Raw genomic sequence first — 15721 nt, forward strand, 5'->3', positions numbered from 1 at the left:
AAACCACGCTTTCGAAAGCCACGCGCAACTGGAGCCTTCTCATGGACAAATACGACCGCATGCTCCTCAGCGCCCTGCTTGAAGACGGCCGCGCGTCCTACGCGCAACTGGCCCGCACGGTGAACCTCTCCGCCCCCGCCGTCGCCGAACGCGTGGCCAAGCTGGAAGCCAGCGGCGTGATCACCGGCTACCAGGCCAAGGTAGACCTGTCCAAGGTCGGCCTGCCGATTCAATGCGTGATGGAACTGCGCCTGACCAACCACGGTAACCAGAAGGTGTACGACGCCCTGGCTGAGATCCCGGAACTGACCGAATGCCACCGGGTAACAGGCGACCCGTGCGTGATCATGCAGGCGGCGGTGGGCTCGATGCCGGAGCTGGAGAACTTGATCAACCGGGTGGCGAAGTTTGGGTTCAGCAAGACCTCGATCATCTTATCGAGTGCGATAGAACGGCGGGTGCCGCTGGGCCAACTGGAGGGCAAGAATGGTGGTTGAATACAGCACGGTCGTGAGCCTCAGCCACCCGATCACGCCGCGTATCCCGCTGTGGCCAGGGGACCCACCGGTGCAGTTCACAGACATTGCCTCGCTGGAACAGGACGGCTATTTCCTGCGGCGCTTCAGCATGGGCGAACACAGCGCCACCCACATGAACGCGCCGAACAGTTTCTATGCCGATGGAATGGGCATTGATGGCTACGCGCCGCAAGACCTGGTGCGGCCTGCGGTGGTGATTGATGTGCGCGCCCGTTGCACGGCGGACTACGAGATCAGCGTGCAAGACATTCAAGACTGGGAGCGCCAGCACGGCACCATCGAGCCGGGCTGTGTGGTGCTGATGTACACCGGTTGGCAGCACCTGTGGAATGACCCCACTGCGTTCTTCGGGCAGGATGCCCAAGGCTCTCATTTTCCCGGGATTGGCGAGGCCGCGATTGTGTTTTTGCTTTCACAACGCCAGGTCGCCGGGGTGGGTATCGATACCCATGGAGTCGATCCGGGGCAAAGCACCACCTTCGCGACAAACCATGCGGTGCTGGCGGGGAACGGGATTGTGTTGGAGTGCCTGACAAACCTTGATCGGTTGCCGGCCAAGGGCTCGACGGTGGTGATCGGCGTTTTGGCGCTGGAAGGCGGGTCGGGGTCGCCGGTTTCGGTCATGGCGTTTATTTCCTGAGTACATCGCCGCTCGGACTGACGCCATCGCAGGCAAGCCAGCTCCCACAGTTGACCGAGTCGCCAGGGCTGGATGCAATCTCCCGTAGGAGCCCGGCTTGCCGGCGATGGCGTCAGTTGCGTCACAGCCGATCTGAACGCTGAACAATCAAATCGACAATCTGCTTGAGGGTGGTGATGTGATCCCAATCTGCCTGGGTCGCCTGCAGTTGAAATTGCCACTTGATCTGCATGACAAAGCAGGTCAAATCCTCATCAATAATCTTAAAGTCATGGATAAAATCCGTTTGCTCCGTCACTTGGCTTCGGTCGATAAAGCCAATGATGTCGACGAATAGCTGAATCACCTTTTCGCTGATATCGGCTCTGGTCTGACTACCTTCCATTGCTCGCTTCATAGGCACATTTACCAATACTGATCAGATCAAAAACAGCCAATCCCGCAGCAACGAAGGGAATGCCTCGCCCAATAATGCCAAATACCCGCACGGTGCCAAACGTTGCTTTTGCCATCCTGGCCATCGTCGGCTGCCTGATCAGTGTACGAGGAAAAAAGCGCATCCCGATAAGACTTGCCAGGTTCGTGGTTTTACTGGAACCCGCGTGAACCCAAGTGCCCACAGCAATTTTGCTGATGGGTATGCCGGCCGCGCCAGTGATGACCGTCGCCGCCGTCAAACCGTAGTGTTGCTGTGTGCATTTCCAGAGCTCATCAAGCGTGGTGTTCGGAACTGCGGAATCAGCGTGAATGGGTCGAAGTAGCTGATAATTGGCGCCGTTGATAACACCTGGAGCGTTATGCAAAACCATAGCAGCTGGGCAGCTTGTCATCGTGTTTCCCAAATGAAACGCCATGCTTGAACTTGAACCGAGATTGATGCCATTGCGTTCAAGTTCGAACTGGCTTCGCATGATTGCTGTATGGAGGTCGCTTTCCTGCATGACGTCGTCCCTGTACGTAAATGACAGACGTGATGGTAGGTCGCCGCGATGTGCAATTGAGGGATGGCGGGCAAAAGCAGAAAGGTCTGACGAGGCAGCAGGGCTTGGCCTACTGACTATTCAGAAAGCAGTTAAAAGCCCACATAAACAGCTGATGTTTTGATGGCCAGCAAGACCGATCCCTTTCATTTGCGGGACCTTTCCTAGAGAATTCCACGGCCTTGTTTCCGTCGGATTCGGTAGCTAGTCTCGCCCAGTCATCGATTGTTCGGTGATCGGACGTGCAAGTCCGACTCGCAAAGGTGCACCAGCGCCCTACATCTAAATGCCCATTTTTTTGGTTGGCGTTTATCTGCAATGGCGGCTGTGCGCTGGAGACCCTTGGGTCTGCCGGGTTACCTTTGCCCCGGTCTTGCACACCTGCGTACAGCTGCCACCCTCATTCGCGTGCAAGCGGACGATGTTGGCTTCTTTCCCCAAAGGAGCTCCACCATGGTCAAAATCACCCCCGATCCACCCAGTTTCCTCAGCGAAGACGCCCTGCTCAATCGCCGAGCCATCGACTACTACCTCAAAGCGTCCGCCCCGGATGCCCCTACCTTTACCCTGAATGACAACCTGAGCTTCGAAGATGCCCTGGCCCATGCGGCAGATTTGCTGCATTGCGCGGTGGAGACGGTGCAGGCGTCGGGTGAGGTGCTGAGCGTGCAGCTACGGGCGGTGATGCATTTGGTGGGGATGGCGAAGGGGGTGGTGAATCGGGCTTTGGACTGTGTGCAGCCTCGGTAGGAATGTTGGCTGAACGGGCGCCATCGCAGGCAAGCCAGCTCCCACAGTTGACCGAGTCGCCAGGGCTGGATGCAATCTCCTGTAGGAGCCCGGCTTGCCGGCGATGGCGGGTTCAGACCCCGCGATGTTTCTTCAGGTGTTCGGTGATCTTGGCGGCCGGTACTTTCTGCAAGCTGCACAGCAGGTCGTGGGACAGTTCGCGCAAACCGTGCGTTCCGCGCAGTTCCTGGGCCAGGTGGGCGGTGAGGTTGGCGGCCATCTCCGCATCCGCCATCGCCCGGTGAGCCTTGCCGGTGTGGGGCAGTTGGGCGAATGAGGTCAGGGTGCCGAGTTTGTGGTTGGGCGCCGACGGCATCAGGCGGCGGGCCAGCAGCAAGGAGCAGGCAAACTTTTGCAGGCGGGTGCGGCGGATCAGGCCCAACTCAAAGTCCCAGAACTTCTGGTCGAACGCGGCGTTGTGGGCCAGCAGCGGTGTGGTGCCGACGAATTCATTGACCTCGTTCATCACCCGCTCGGCCGGTGGCGCGCTGCGCAGCATGGCGTTGCTGATGCCGGTGAGTTGCTCGATAAAACCCGGCACGCGCACGCCAGCATTCATCAGGCTCTGGTAGCGGTCCACGATCTGGCCACGCTCGAGGATGACCACCGCGATTTCCGTGGCCCGGCAGTGGCTGCTGGGGGTGATGCCGGTGGTTTCAAAGTCGATGACCGCTATACGTTCCAAACCTGTTCCAACTCCGTCTAACTGTTTATTTGAGCAACAACGCGCCTTCGATCGGCACGTAGCGGCTGGCGGCGCGTATCAATGAATTGGCGGTCAGCCCCGGCACACCGTAGGCCACGGCTTCGACGCCATGCTTGTGGATGATGCGGTCGAGCAGCATGTCGAAATCGCCGTCACCGGAGGCCAGCACGATTTCGTCGACGTGGTCGGCGGCGTCCATGATGTCGATGGTGATGCCCACGTCCCAGTCGCCCTTGGCCGAGCCGTCGCTGCGCTGGATGTAGGGCTTGAGTTTTACCGTGAAGCCCAGGTTGCGCAGGATCTGCTGGAATTGCTGCTGCTTGCTGTCGCCACGGTCGATGGCATACGCGTACGCCTCGACGATCTGCCCGCGCGAGCTGATATCAGCCCACAGCGCCGCATAGTTGAAGTGGCAGCCATACGCCTGGCGCACGGTGTAATAGAGGTTTTGTACATCGGCGAACACTGCAATTTTCTTCACCGCACTTCCCCATGGCTGCCGCGTGGACCTCGAAGACGAAGGTCCGCAAAGGCGCCAGTATGCCAGCCACGGGAAAGTTTCAGCGAAAAATCAGCCCGGGGCGACGAAGCGCACCGGGCTTGGGTGGGTCAGACGAAGGAGTCGTCGTCGCCGAAGGAGGAAGAGTCGTCGGCGTAATCGTTGTCGGCGAAGCTGTCGCTGTTGTTGCTGCCCCAGCTGTCATTGCCACCGGCAAAGCGCTGGTCATCGTTACCCCAGCCGCCCTGATCGCTGGCCGGCGCGGGCTCTTCGCGGATGATTTCTTCCACCACTTGTGGCTGTTGCGAGTTGTGATTGAACAGGCTGCTGATGCCCTCGGCCAACATCACACCACCGGCCACACCAGCAGCGGTTTTCAACGCGCCACCCAGGAAGCCGCTGCCGATGGGAGCGGCCGGGGCTTGTTGTGGCTGTTGGTAATTCTGTTGCGGCGCACCGTAGTTCTGCTGCGGCGCGGGCTGGCCAAACGAAGGCCGTGCCGGTTCGCGCCAGCCGCCACCCGAAGACGCCGGGGCACTCTGGGCCGGTTGCGGGTCGCGGGAACCGCCACCAAAGATGCTCGACAGGAAACCACCGCTGCTCGGCGCAGGCTGTGCGGCCTGGGAACGGGCCTGTTGCAACTCATCCTGCAATTGCTGGATCTGTTGCGCCTGCTGCTTGTTCTGCGCGTCGAGGCTCTTGATCGCGTGTTCTTGCACCAGGATCGACTGGGTCATGTAGTACCCGGCCGCTGGTTGGCGAGTCATGTGCTCCTTGATCCGCGCTTCGGCCAGGGCGTCGCGGGGGGCTGAATCCGTTTCGGCTTGCTGCAACCGTGAAAACAGTCCATCGATCAGGGTTTGCTCTTCGCTGTTCATGGCGACCTCGTTAGATTGCCGGTAGAAATCATGGGCCTGCCTGTGATCAGGCAAGCTACGCCTCTAGTTATGGGGCTGTTACCAGACGTTTCAATGGTCTTTACGCAAGGTTTACGTTTGCTTACCGCCAGCCATGATCGGTTAAAGTGTGGGCCTTGCTTTCAGGCCTGTGATGAACCCGATGAATCCGTTAGACGTACTGCGCGACTCCCTTCGTTTTACCCGAGGCAATTTGGGCGCCATCGTCCAGCTGTGCCTGCCGCTGGTGATCCTCGAAGCCCTGCTGCAACAGGTGCTCGATCACACGCTGGGCCCGGACGCCTTCCCCGGCTACAGCGTGGTGGTGGGGTTGCTCGTCTACCCGCTGTACACCGGCGCCTTGATCCTGTTTCTCGACGCCCGCACCCGTGGCGAGTCGCCGCGCACAAAGGACGTGTGGGCCATGGCCCTGACGCTGTGGCCACGTTTCGCCCTGCTCACGGCCATGAGCACCCTGCTGATCTTGCTGGGCCTGTCGTTGTATTTCCTGCCGGGCCTGTGGCTGATGGTGGTGCTGGCGTTTGCCGAATACCTGCTGGTGCTGCGCGGCATGCCGGCGCTGGCGGCGATGAAGGAAAGTTTTCGCCTGACCCGTGGGCATTTCTGGCGAATCCTGGTGTGCCTGCTGTGCGTGATGACACCGTTGTGGCTGCTCAAGGGCGCGAGCGTGGCGGCTTATCCCGAGCCGGCGCCGCTGCTGGGGGTATTGATCGACAGCGCCCACAGCTTCCTGCAGCTGTTTACCAGCGTGGTGCTGTTCCGTTTATTCATGCTGATCGGTGGCGATGCCGACGCGCGGTGATATGCTCCGTGGCACTTTCCAAACGCTATAAGCCGAGCCGATGACCCGTTTATTGCGCATAACCTTGCTGGGCCTGGTGATCATCGCCGGCCTGCTCGCCGCCATGGTCTACAGCCTGACCTGGCGCCCCGAGCCCAAGCAAACCCTGCCCGTCAGTTGTGTCGCGCCCCGTGCGCCCACCCTGTTGCCCGGGCAGGCGCTCAAGGTCATGACCTGGAATGTGCAATACCTGGCCGGCAAGAACTACGTGTTCTGGTACGACACCGCCGACGGCAGCGGCCCGGACGAACGTCCCACCATCGAAGACATGGCCGCCAGCCTCGATGAAGTGGCACGGGTGATCCGCGAAGAACAACCCGACATCCTGCTGTTGCAGGAGCTCGACGAAAACGCCAAGCCTTCCCACTATCAGGATCAGGTCACACTGCTCCAGGAGCGCGTGGCCGATCTCTACCCCTGCAGTACCCAAGCGTTCGACTGGAAAGCCGACTTTGTGCCCGACCTGCATATCTTCGGCAGCGTCGGTCGCAAGCTCGTGACCCTGAGCCGCTACCAGATCGAACACGCCGAACGCCTGCAATTGCCGGTGCCAGACGCGAACTTCATCGCCCGTCAGTTCCAACCCAAACCCGCGCTGCTGCTGACCTATCTACCGTTGAGCGACGGCGGCCAACTGGCGGTGCTCAACACCCGCTTCGACGGTGACGCCCCCGGCCGCAGCGCCGTGCAAGAGCAGGTGAAAAGCACCGTCAAACTGTTGGATAAATTCGAAGGCCGGGGCACGCCCTGGTTGATTGGCGGTGATTTCAACGTGCTGCCGCTGGGGCAGTTCCTGCGCCTGGACGCGGGCAAGCGTGGGCAGTATTCGCCGGACAGCGAGCTGCATCTACTGTGGGAAAAGTACCCGATGATCCCGAGCAACAGCCAATCAAGCGGCATCGACCGTGAGAAATGGCTGACGTATTTCCCCAACGACCCTCGCGCCACAGGCCCGGATCGCACGCTGGACTACCTGTTCTACAGCCCGCGCATCAAGCGGGTGGAGGCGAAGGTTCGCCAGGACGATACCTTGCGCATCTCCAACCACCTGCCGGTGATCGCGCGCTTCCTGCTGCCGGCTGCGCAGTAACAGCCCCCACAAAAACCTGTGGGAGCTGGCTTGCCTGCGATAGCGGTGGGTCAGTTGAAGAATATTTCACTGGTCCAACGCTATCGCAGGCAAGCCAGCTCCCACATTTGATCTCCACATGACCTACTTGCGAGGTTTGATCCGCGCAGTCGGCTCGGCAATCAGCGGGTCATCCGGCCAGTAGTGTTTCGGGTACCGCCCCTTCAGGTCCTTCTTCACCTCGGCGTAAGTACTGCGCCAGAAGTTCGCCAGGTCCTGGGTCACCTGCACCGGCCGGCGTGCCGGTGACAGCAGGTGCAGCTTCACCGCCTGGCGCCCGCCGGCAATGCGCGGGGTGTCGGCCAGCCCGAACAACTCTTGCAAGCGCACCGCCAGAATCGGCGGCTGTTCGCTGTAGTCCAGGCGCACCGAAGACCCCGATGGCACCTTCACATGCTGTGGCGCCAGTTCATCCAGGCGTTGAGGCAGCGGCCAGGGCAGCAGGTTGTGCAGGAAACTGGAGATATCCAGGTTGGCGAAATGGCTCAGGCGCGAGACCTTGCCCAGGTAGGGCATCAGCCAATGCTCCAGGCTGGCGAGCAAGGCGTTGTCGCTGAGGTCGGGCCATTCGCTGGTTTTTCCGGCGTCCAGTTGGCGCAGGAGCATGACGCGGGCCTGCCATTGACGCAGCTCGGACGTCCACGGCAGCAGTTCCAGGCCTTTGCGACGTACGAGGTTGACCAATGCCTGGCTGCGTGCGGACTCATCAAGGCCGGTCAACGGCTCGCGGCTGAGCACCAGTTCGCCGACTTTGCGCTGGCGCTCGGCACGTAGCACGCCTTCGCGCTCGTCCCAATCCAGTTGGTCGACCGTGCGCACTTGCTCGGCAAGCACCGTGTCGAACAGCGCCGGGTCGAAATCCGCCGCCAGGTAGATGCGTTCTTCGCGCTGGCCCTGACGGCTGCCGAGGTCGGCGATCACCAGCCAAGGCTGTTTCATCAAGCTGTCGGCCTCGGCGAACAGCGCCGCACGGCCATTGGCCAGGCGGTATTCGGCACCACCCGGGCGGCGTTGCTGCGCGACGCGGTCCGGATAAGCCAGCGCCAGCAAGGCGCCGAGCCAACGTGGGTGGTCGGGGTCGGTCACCGGCTGCGTGGCCTGGTCTCGCAGGTAACCGCGATATTGCCGCGCCAGTTGCTTGGCCCGCTGCACGCCACCGCCTGTGCCCCGCGCTCGTTCCTCGCCAGATAACAGTGCCAGGCGGCTGTGCAGGTCCGCGCCGCCACCGCGCAAGATATCGCGCTCACCCAACAAGGCCGCGACATCACAGGCCGTCGCCGCCAGCCCCAGGTCCTGCCCGCGCAGCAGCAGATGGGCGATGCGCGGATGGGCCGGCAGCTCGGCCATTTTCTGGCCATGGGCGGTCAGCTTGTCTTCATTCAATGCGCCGAGGCGCACCAGCAAGTCCTGGGCCTGGGCATAAGCCGCGGCCGGGGGCACATCCAGCCACACCAGTTGAGTGGGCGTGACGCCCCAACGCGCCAGCTGCAAGGCCAGGCCGGCCAGGTCGGCGGCGAGGATTTCCGCGCTGCTGTAGGCGGCCAGGCCTTCGTGCTGGTCCTCGGACCACAACCGGTAACACACCCCCGGCTCCAACCGCCCTGCCCGGCCGGCCCGTTGGGTCGCGCTGGCGCGGGAGATGCGCTGGGTGTCGAGGCGGGTCATGCCGCTGCCCGGGTCGAAGCGCGGCACCCGCGCCAGCCCGGCATCGATCACCACGCGCACGCCGTTGATGGTGAGGCTGGTCTCGGCAATGTTGGTGGCCAGCACCACTTTGCGCTTGCCCGCAGGCGCCGGGTCGATGGCGGCGCGCTGCGCGTTGAGGTCCAGTTCACCGTGCAGTGGGCACAGGAGCACATCCGGGCGATCACCCAAGGCGTCGGCCAGTTGCTGATTGACCCGGCGAATCTCGGCCTGGCCCGGCAGGAACACCAGAATGCTGCCGGTCTCGTCGTGCACAGCTTCAAGAATGGTCTGCACCACACGCGGCTCGATGAATTCACCCGCCTGGTACGGCCGCCCCCAGCGCATCTGCACCGGGAACATGCGCCCTTCGCTGCGCAGGATCGGTGCATTGTCCAGCAGGCCGGCCAGACGCTCGCCTTCGAGGGTGGCGGACATCAGCAGAATTTTCAGCGGTTGCTCATCGCGAAACAGGTCGCGGCCGTTGAGGCTCAAGGCCAGCGCCAGGTCAGCGTCGAGGCTGCGCTCGTGGAATTCGTCGAAGATCAGCAACCCCACGCCCTCCAGCGCCGGGTCATCCTGCAGGCGGCGGGTGAGGATGCCTTCGGTGACCACTTCGATGCGGGTGTTGGGGCCGACTTTGCTGTCCAGGCGAATGCGGTAGCCGACGGTTTCACCCACCTTTTCGCCCAGCTCACTGGCCAGGCGTTCGGCGGCAGCACGCGCAGCCAGGCGGCGGGGTTCGAGCATCAGGATGGTCTGCCCGGCCAGCCAGGGCTCGTTCAACAACGCCAAGGGCACACGGGTGGTTTTACCGGCGCCGGGGGGCGCTTCCAGCACGGCTTCATGGCGATTCGCCAAGGCGTCACGCAGGGCGGGTAAAACATCATCGATCGGCAACGAATTCATACTGGCTCCAAAGCAGAGCGGCGAGTATAACGGCGAACTGCCTGAGGTCGGTGGCGGTCTCAAAAACACCGCCCGATTGGCTTGGCAACACGGTTAAATGTGGGAGCTGGCTTATAGTTTCGTATTAACAGTGTCCAGGAGAGTCTCCATGCGTATCGCTTCCCGCATCATCGGCGGTGTCCTCACCGTCACCTTGCTGAGCCAGTTGACGGCCTGCGGCTCGATCTTCTTCCCCGACCGCCGTGGCCAGATCGACGGCAAGATCGACCCCACCGTCGCCGTGCTCGATGCCATCGGCTTGCTGTTCTATGTGATCCCGGGCCTGATCGCGTTTGGTGTGGACTTCGCCACCGGCGCCATCTATTTCGAGCCGGGCAAGACCGCCCAGGTGGCTCCGGAAAAACTCCACGAAGCCATCGGCGCCGACGGCAAGGTCGACAACGCCAAGCTGCAAACCATCATCCAGAAAGAAACCGGCCACCGCTTGCCGCTGGACGACCCGCGCATGATCCAGTTCAAGGGCAGCGTGCAGCAACTCGCCTCCCTGGGCCTGAAACCCGCCGCCTAAGGATTCGACCCGCCTATGACCAGCAGCCCCGAACACGCCCGGCTTTTGCGCCTGGCGACGCGCGCCTCGGTGGGCGTGGCCTGTGCGCTGATTATCACCAAGGCCATCGCCTGGTGGCTCAGCGGCTCGGTGAGCATGCTCGCCGGGTTGACCGACTCACTGCTGGACGGCGTGACTTCGCTGCTGAATTTGCTGGCGGTGCATTACGCGCTGCGCCCGGCCGATGACGATCACCGTTATGGGCATGGCAAGGCGGAATCGTTGTCGGGTATGGCCCAGGCGCTGTTTATCGCCGGCAGTGCGGTGCTGATCGCGTTCCAGGCTTATCAACGCCTGCAACACCCGGAACCGGTTGGCGCGCCGTGGTTGAGCATCGGGGTGATCGTGTTCTCACTGGTGATGACCGTGGCGTTGCTGATGCTGCAACACCGGGTGATCCGTGAAACCGGCTCCAACGCGGTGCGGGCTGACTCGCTGCATTACCGCTCCGACCTGATGCTCAACGGCAGCATCCTGGTGGCGTTGGTGCTGGCCGGTTTCGGTTTTCATCAAGTGGATGCCTGGTTCGGCCTAGGGATCGCCGCCTACATCCTGTGGAGTGCCATCCAGATTGCCCGGGAAAGCTTCGCGGTGTTGATGGATGAGGAACTGCCGCCCGATGTGAGCCAGCATATGTTGGAACTGGCCCGTGGCGTTCCGGGGGTGTTGGGCGCGCATGACCTGCGCACGCGGATTTCCGGCAGCCACTGGTTTGTGCAACTGCACCTGGAGTTGCCGGGGGAATTGACGCTGTCAGTCGCCCATGGCATCAGCGACCAGGCCGCCGACGCCATTCACAAAGCCTACCCGCGTGCCGAAGTGCTGGTGCACGCCGACCCGCGGGAGGTGGTCACGGGCAACAAGGCCTAGTACTGCACCTGATACCCGCGACTGCTCAGGCAGTTGCCCTGGGCCTGGCGGTAGGTTTGCACCACCGCTGGGTCCGGGGCGTAGGTCACTGCCTGCGGATCGAACCCACTTTGCTGCACCGCCCAGCGATAACAGTCGTAGCCGTCCTGCTGCACCTGGGCCGGTGATTGGCCATTGGTGGGATAGGCGATAACGTCATAGCCATTGCCCTGGGGCGCAGGCGGCTGTGCGGGCGGTTGCACCACCACGTACTGCTGCGAGCTGGTTTCGTAGGTGTAATAGGCACCGGCAGCGACGAAGAACAGCGCACTGCCCACCCACACTTCCCGAGCATAATCCGGCAGGTATTGCACGCGGATGCCGTAAGGCGGCGTCACCACCACATAACGCGGGCCTTGGGGACGGTACCAGTAGCCACCGGAGAAGAAGTAATCCTGGCCACGGTACGGCACGCGGTAGTTGCGGTCGGTGAAGCGGTCGACGGTGTACCCCGGGCGATACTGCGGCCCCGGGCCCCAACCATTGCCGTGGCCATCCGGGCGGCCCGGCCAGCGAACGTCATTGGGGTGGCCGTTGAAACCGCCGCCCGGGCGCGGGCCTGGGGCGTTGCCGCCTTGCCAATGCGGGTTGCCGTCGTTGCGGCGTGGGATGTCCTGGTAGTAACCCTGGCGCGGTTCCTGGGTTTGACGCACGGTATCCGGGCGTCCCTGGATCGGCAGGTTGTTGGCCGGTTGGGCCGGTTGCGGCGCAGGCCGAGGCTGTTCAGCACCTTGCGGGCGCCCTTGCCATTGCCCACCGCCACGCTGCTCGCCACGATCGAAGTGCTCGTTCTGCGGGCGTGGCGGGTTATTTTCGAAATGTTGATTCTGCGGACGCGGCTGATTGTTTTCAGGCCGCGGTTGAGGGTTCTGAGGGCGCGGCTGATTATTCTCAGGTCGCGGTTGGTTGTTCTGCGGTCGCGGCGGTTCGTTGCCTTGCCGCCCGCCTTCGGGCCCTCGTTCATGCTGGCCACCGCCTTCTGAGCGTGGGTCGTCGGCCATCACTTGCGTGCCGACGCTGATCATCAGCAAACCTACACCTGCCATACGCCAGATGCGCTTCATGCTATTCCTCACTGCGGATTAGGGCCTAGAGTGTCCGGCCTCATACCATGAGACTGGAAAAGCCTCACCCGGTTCTAAGACAGGTTATCAGTCACGAGAACAATTTTCTGAAGGCAAAGAAAAAGGGGTGACCCGTCGGCCACCCCTTGAGAATTTCGTCCTGGCTCAACGCTTTTGACGTTGGCTCACCTCACGCCGTCTTGTAGACAGTGTGCAGCCTGGAGGCCGGCTCAACCCTGCTGGGGTGGCGGCCGCAGCGGGCCTGATTGGGCGGGCTGCAGTGGACTGTTGTCCAGGCGGTGATTCTGTTGATAAAGATACCCGCGAGTGCCCGGCAGATGATTGCGAAGATTGCGTCAATAAACAGTGCTTGCGCAATTTTTAACCCTTCATGGATAATTCACCGCAATAGTTACGACAAAGGCCAACCCAATGAGCAAGCTTGACCGATACGACCTGAGTATTTTGGCGGAATTGCAGCGCGACGCGAGGATCTCCAACCAGGAGTTGGCCGAGCGTATCGGCCTGTCGCCATCGCCCTGCTCACGCCGGGTCAAGCAGTTAGAAGACGACGGCTACATCGCCCGCCAGGTCGCGCTGCTCGACCGCAAGATGCTCGGCTTGAGCCTCACGGCTTATGTACTGATCGGCATGGACCGCCACACGCCCGAGCGTTTCGAGAACTTCGAAGCCGCCATCCGCACCCTGCCTCAGGTACTGGAATGCAGTTTGGTCACCGGGATGGATGCCGACTACCAGTTGAAAGTCGTGGTGCCGGACATGGACCACTATCAAAAGCTGCTGCTGGGCCACCTGACCCGCATTGAAGGCGTGACCAGCGTGCGCTCCAGCTTTGTGCTGAACCAGGTGCTCAACAGCACCGAGTTGCCGCTGACCCACCTGCGCACATAACAAATGTGGGAGCTGGCTTGCCTGCGATGCAGGCGGCTCGGTGTATCAGCCTATCCGAGGTGATGCAATCGCAGGCAAGCCAGCTCCCACATTGACCGCGCCACGACGCAGGTCAATATTGTGTCTGTAACACTGCCGTATACTTTCCCGCCTGCCTTGTCGGAAAAATTCCCGCATGAACAACATCGACCCCGCCCTGTTTGAAGAATGGATGATGACCGGCCTGGTCACCATCCTGATCATTTTCATGGGCTTTATCGTCTGGGACCTGGCGAAGAAGTCCAAGGCCGGGCGCTTTGGTTCTTTCATCCTGTTCTTCGTGCTGGGGCTGGGCGTGGCGGCGTTCATCATCAAGAGCGTGGTGATCGGCCTGATCGAATCCGGCGCTTTATAAGCGCGCCGCCACTTCCTTCCACTGGCCCTGGTCCAGGCCGTCGATCGACCAGTCACCGATACGCACCCGCACCAGGCGCAACGTCGGCAAGCCCACGGCAGCGGTCATGCGCCGAACCTGGCGGTTGCGCCCCTCACGAATCACCAGCTCCAACCAATGGGTGGGCACGCTTTTGCGAAAGCGCACCGGCGGGTTGCGCGGCCATAGCTCAGGCTCATCCAACTGCCGAGCCTCGGCGGGCAAGGTCATGCCGTCGTTGAGCTCAACGCCATCACGCAGGCGTTGCAGTTGCTCTTGCGTCGGCTCGCCTTCTACTTGCACCCAGTAGGTTTTCGCCAGTTTGTGCTTGGGGTCGGCAATGCGCGCCTGTAATTGGCCATCGTTGGTCAGCAGCAGCAAGCCTTCGCTGTCGCGGTCCAGGCGACCGGCCGGGTAGATGCCGGGTATGTCGATGAAGTCCTTGAGTGTGGCGCGCCCGCCTTCGTCGCTGAACTGGGTCAGCACGTCGAACGGCTTATTGAACAGGATCAATTTGGGCTCGGCCGGTGGCGCCTTGGCGACACGGCGTGCAGCGGAATACGGAGGTTTCACGCCAGGGCGGCGCGAATCGGGACGAGTGGGACGGGACATGGCTTCGGTACATCTAACGGTCAGGACCGACAATGCTAGTGGCCTGACCGTTAAATGACCATCCCGACTAGCGGAACGGCGGCTCGTCGAAGCTGCGCAGTTTGCGCGAGTGCAACGAGTTGAGTTCGGTGCGCAGCAGATCTACCGCCTCGATGCCGATCTTCAAGTGCTGGCTCACCGCACGCTCATAGAACGCGTTGGCCGAGCCCGGCAGCTTGATCTCGCTGTGCAGCGGTTTGTCCGAGACGCACAGCAACGTGCCGTACGGCACCCGCAGGCGGTAGCCCTGGGCGGCGATGGTGCCGCTTTCCATGTCCACGGCCACGGCGCGGGACAGGTTGATCAGCGGACGCTCCTGGGCCCAGCGCAGTTCCCAGTTGCGGTCGTCGTAGGTCAACACGGTGCCGGTGCGCAGGCGTTTTTTCAGCTCTTCGCCCTTTTCGCCGGTGACGTTGGCCGCCGCCTGCTGCAAGGCCAGCTGCACTTCGGCCAGGGCCGGGATCGGGATGTTCGGCGGCACCACGCGGTCGAGAATCCCGTCACGGCGCATGTAGGCGTGGGCCAGCACGTAGTCGCCGATGGTCTGGGATTGGCGCAGGCCGCCGCAGTGGCCGATCATCAGCCAGCAATGCGGACGCAGCACCGCCAGGTGGTCGGTGATGTTCTTGGCGTTGGACGGGCCAACGCCGATATTCACCAGGGTCACGCCATGGCCATCGCTGGCTTGCAGGTGGTAGGCCGGCATCTGGTAACGGTGCCAGACCACGCCCGCGGCGATGGCAGAGGCTTCGCCATGGTCCATGGACTTGTCGATCACCACGTTGCCCGGCAGCACCATGCGGATAAAGCGCGGGTCGCTGCGCAGTTGTTCCAGGCCATGCAGGATGAACTGATCAACGTAGCGGTGGTAGTTGGTCAACAGGATCCACGGCTGCACATGGCGCCAGTCGCTGCCGGTGTAGTGCACCAGGCGGCGCAGGGAGAAGTCCACGCGGGCCGCATCGAACAGCGCCAAGGGCAGCGGGTCGGTGTTTTCCCAGTCGTAGAGGCCATCGGCGATGCCATCGGTGGCCGCCGACAGGTCGGTGCTCGGAAACACACGGGCCAGGGTCGCTGCGGTCACGCCGGAGCCGGCCAGCTCGTCGCCCTGCTCCACCACGTACGGGTAGGGAATGTTCTGTTCGCTGACGCCCACTTCCACCGTCACGGTGAAGTCGTGCATCAGCGGCACCAGTTGCTCCAGCAAGTATTTACGAAACGCGCCGGGATGAGTGACGGTGACGCTGTAGGTCCCCGGCAACTGGACCTTGGCATACGCCCGGGTCGTCTGTGGGACTTCGCCGTGGCAGTGGTAGGTCAGGCGCAGTTCCGGGTAGCGAAACAGCGCACGTTGTTCGGCGTCGGGTTCGACGCGGTCTTTGAGGTATCGCTTGAGGGCTTGGTTGAGCGCGCCGGTAGCACGCTCATGCAGAGCCGCCAGCCGATCCACGGCTTCCTCGGCGGTTTGAACGACAACAAAAGCTTCGGTCACGGTAAGCATCCTGTGTTCTGACGTGCAGGCCTTCATCTTGCC

The 15721-nt window shown here is 62.1% G+C and carries 18 protein-coding genes; 9 read left to right on the forward strand and 9 right to left on the reverse strand.

Annotation, left to right across the window (positions count from 1 at the left end):
• Positions 1 to 41 precede the first annotated feature (41 nt).
• Both AC07SU_RS23070 and AC07SU_RS23075 read left to right on the forward strand, forming a co-directional pair.
• Positions 42 to 497 (forward strand): Lrp/AsnC family transcriptional regulator, encoded by a 456-nt coding sequence (locus tag AC07SU_RS23070; protein ID WP_178919439.1) that lies wholly within the window; start codon positions 42 to 44, stop codon positions 495 to 497.
• Positions 487 to 1179, forward strand: a complete 693-nt coding sequence (locus tag AC07SU_RS23075; protein ID WP_494998331.1) for a cyclase family protein — start codon at positions 487 to 489, stop codon at positions 1177 to 1179. The genes AC07SU_RS23070 and AC07SU_RS23075 overlap by 11 nt, the downstream gene beginning before the upstream one ends.
• Positions 1180 to 1300: 121 nt before the next feature.
• Here AC07SU_RS23075 and AC07SU_RS23080 read toward each other — a convergent pair whose 3' ends face one another.
• Both AC07SU_RS23080 and AC07SU_RS23085 read right to left on the reverse strand, forming a co-directional pair.
• The gene (locus AC07SU_RS23080; RefSeq protein WP_494998332.1) at positions 1301 to 1564 is read right to left on the reverse strand and encodes an acyl carrier protein; all 264 of its coding nucleotides are present in this window, start codon (positions 1562 to 1564) and stop codon (positions 1301 to 1303) included.
• A complete protein-coding gene (locus tag AC07SU_RS23085) occupies positions 1554 to 2120 on the reverse strand; it encodes a hypothetical protein (RefSeq protein WP_494998333.1) in 567 nt (188 codons plus the stop codon). Before AC07SU_RS23085 ends, AC07SU_RS23080 begins: the two co-directional genes overlap by 11 nt.
• A 492-nt stretch (positions 2121 to 2612) precedes the next feature.
• On the opposite strand from AC07SU_RS23085, the gene AC07SU_RS23090 reads away from it, so the two are divergent.
• Entirely contained in the window at positions 2613 to 2909 is a 297-nt protein-coding gene (locus AC07SU_RS23090) for a DUF3077 domain-containing protein (protein ID WP_494998334.1), read from the forward strand.
• A gap of 112 nt (positions 2910 to 3021) precedes the next feature.
• Here AC07SU_RS23090 and AC07SU_RS23095 read toward each other — a convergent pair whose 3' ends face one another.
• The 3 genes from AC07SU_RS23095 to AC07SU_RS23105 all read right to left on the reverse strand — a co-directional run bounded on the left by AC07SU_RS23095 (position 3022) and on the right by AC07SU_RS23105 (position 5031).
• A complete protein-coding gene (locus AC07SU_RS23095; protein ID WP_176998501.1) occupies positions 3022 to 3633 on the reverse strand; it encodes a 3'-5' exonuclease in 612 nt (203 codons plus the stop codon).
• Between the two features lie 25 nt (positions 3634 to 3658).
• Positions 3659 to 4135, reverse strand: a complete 477-nt coding sequence (locus AC07SU_RS23100) for an NYN domain-containing protein (protein ID WP_024077544.1) — start codon at positions 4133 to 4135, stop codon at positions 3659 to 3661.
• 128 nt (positions 4136 to 4263) lie between these two features.
• Entirely contained in the window at positions 4264 to 5031 is a 768-nt protein-coding gene (locus tag AC07SU_RS23105; protein WP_494998335.1) for a DUF2076 domain-containing protein, read from the reverse strand.
• A 181-nt stretch (positions 5032 to 5212) separates the two neighbouring features.
• On the opposite strand from AC07SU_RS23105, the gene AC07SU_RS23110 reads away from it, so the two are divergent.
• Positions 5213 to 5872 carry a DUF7847 domain-containing protein gene (locus AC07SU_RS23110; RefSeq protein WP_494998336.1) on the forward strand — a complete coding sequence of 220 codons (660 nt, stop codon included), beginning with the start codon at positions 5213 to 5215 and terminating at the stop codon, positions 5870 to 5872.
• Between the two features lie 40 nt (positions 5873 to 5912).
• A complete protein-coding gene (locus AC07SU_RS23115) occupies positions 5913 to 7001 on the forward strand; it encodes an endonuclease/exonuclease/phosphatase family protein (RefSeq protein WP_494998337.1) in 1089 nt (362 codons plus the stop codon).
• A 123-nt stretch (positions 7002 to 7124) separates the two neighbouring features.
• Here the strand turns inward: AC07SU_RS23115 and hrpB are convergent, their stop codons facing one another.
• The gene (gene hrpB, locus AC07SU_RS23120) at positions 7125 to 9632 is read right to left on the reverse strand and encodes an ATP-dependent helicase HrpB (protein ID WP_494998338.1); all 2508 of its coding nucleotides are present in this window, start codon (positions 9630 to 9632) and stop codon (positions 7125 to 7127) included.
• 148 nt (positions 9633 to 9780) lie between these two features.
• On the opposite strand from hrpB, the gene pmcY reads away from it, so the two are divergent.
• Positions 9781 to 10200, forward strand: a complete 420-nt coding sequence (gene pmcY / locus AC07SU_RS23125) for a periplasmic Zn2+ metallochaperone PmcY (RefSeq protein WP_176998507.1) — start codon at positions 9781 to 9783, stop codon at positions 10198 to 10200.
• A gap of 15 nt (positions 10201 to 10215) precedes the next feature.
• Positions 10216 to 11109 (forward strand): cation diffusion facilitator family transporter, encoded by an 894-nt coding sequence (locus tag AC07SU_RS23130; protein WP_494998339.1) that lies wholly within the window; start codon positions 10216 to 10218, stop codon positions 11107 to 11109.
• On the opposite strand, the gene AC07SU_RS23135 is transcribed toward AC07SU_RS23130, so the two are convergent.
• On the reverse strand, positions 11106 to 12212 hold the full coding sequence (locus tag AC07SU_RS23135) for a DUF6515 family protein (RefSeq protein WP_494998340.1): 1107 nt from the start codon (positions 12210 to 12212) through the stop codon (positions 11106 to 11108). The genes AC07SU_RS23130 and AC07SU_RS23135 overlap by 4 nt on opposite strands.
• Before the next feature lie 432 nt (positions 12213 to 12644).
• On the opposite strand from AC07SU_RS23135, the gene AC07SU_RS23140 reads away from it, so the two are divergent.
• Together AC07SU_RS23140 and AC07SU_RS23145 are read left to right on the forward strand one after the other, a co-directional pair.
• Positions 12645 to 13124, forward strand: a complete 480-nt coding sequence (locus AC07SU_RS23140) for an Lrp/AsnC family transcriptional regulator (RefSeq protein WP_003194418.1) — start codon at positions 12645 to 12647, stop codon at positions 13122 to 13124.
• Positions 13125 to 13308: 184 nt separating this feature from the next.
• Positions 13309 to 13518, forward strand: a complete 210-nt coding sequence (locus AC07SU_RS23145) for a DUF2788 domain-containing protein (protein WP_025999909.1) — start codon at positions 13309 to 13311, stop codon at positions 13516 to 13518.
• On the opposite strand, the gene AC07SU_RS23150 is transcribed toward AC07SU_RS23145, so the two are convergent.
• Together AC07SU_RS23150 and amn are read right to left on the reverse strand one after the other, a co-directional pair.
• Positions 13513 to 14148 carry a pseudouridine synthase gene (locus AC07SU_RS23150; RefSeq protein ID WP_494998341.1) on the reverse strand — a complete coding sequence of 212 codons (636 nt, stop codon included), beginning with the start codon at positions 14146 to 14148 and terminating at the stop codon, positions 13513 to 13515. The genes AC07SU_RS23145 and AC07SU_RS23150 overlap by 6 nt on opposite strands.
• A gap of 67 nt (positions 14149 to 14215) precedes the next feature.
• Complete coding sequence (gene amn, locus AC07SU_RS23155; RefSeq protein WP_176998510.1) at positions 14216 to 15715, reverse strand: AMP nucleosidase; 1500 nt, start codon at positions 15713 to 15715, stop codon at positions 14216 to 14218.
• Positions 15716 to 15721 lie beyond the last annotated feature (6 nt).

It is taken from the genome of Pseudomonas sp. GW821-FHT05H12 (genome assembly GCF_059419385.1).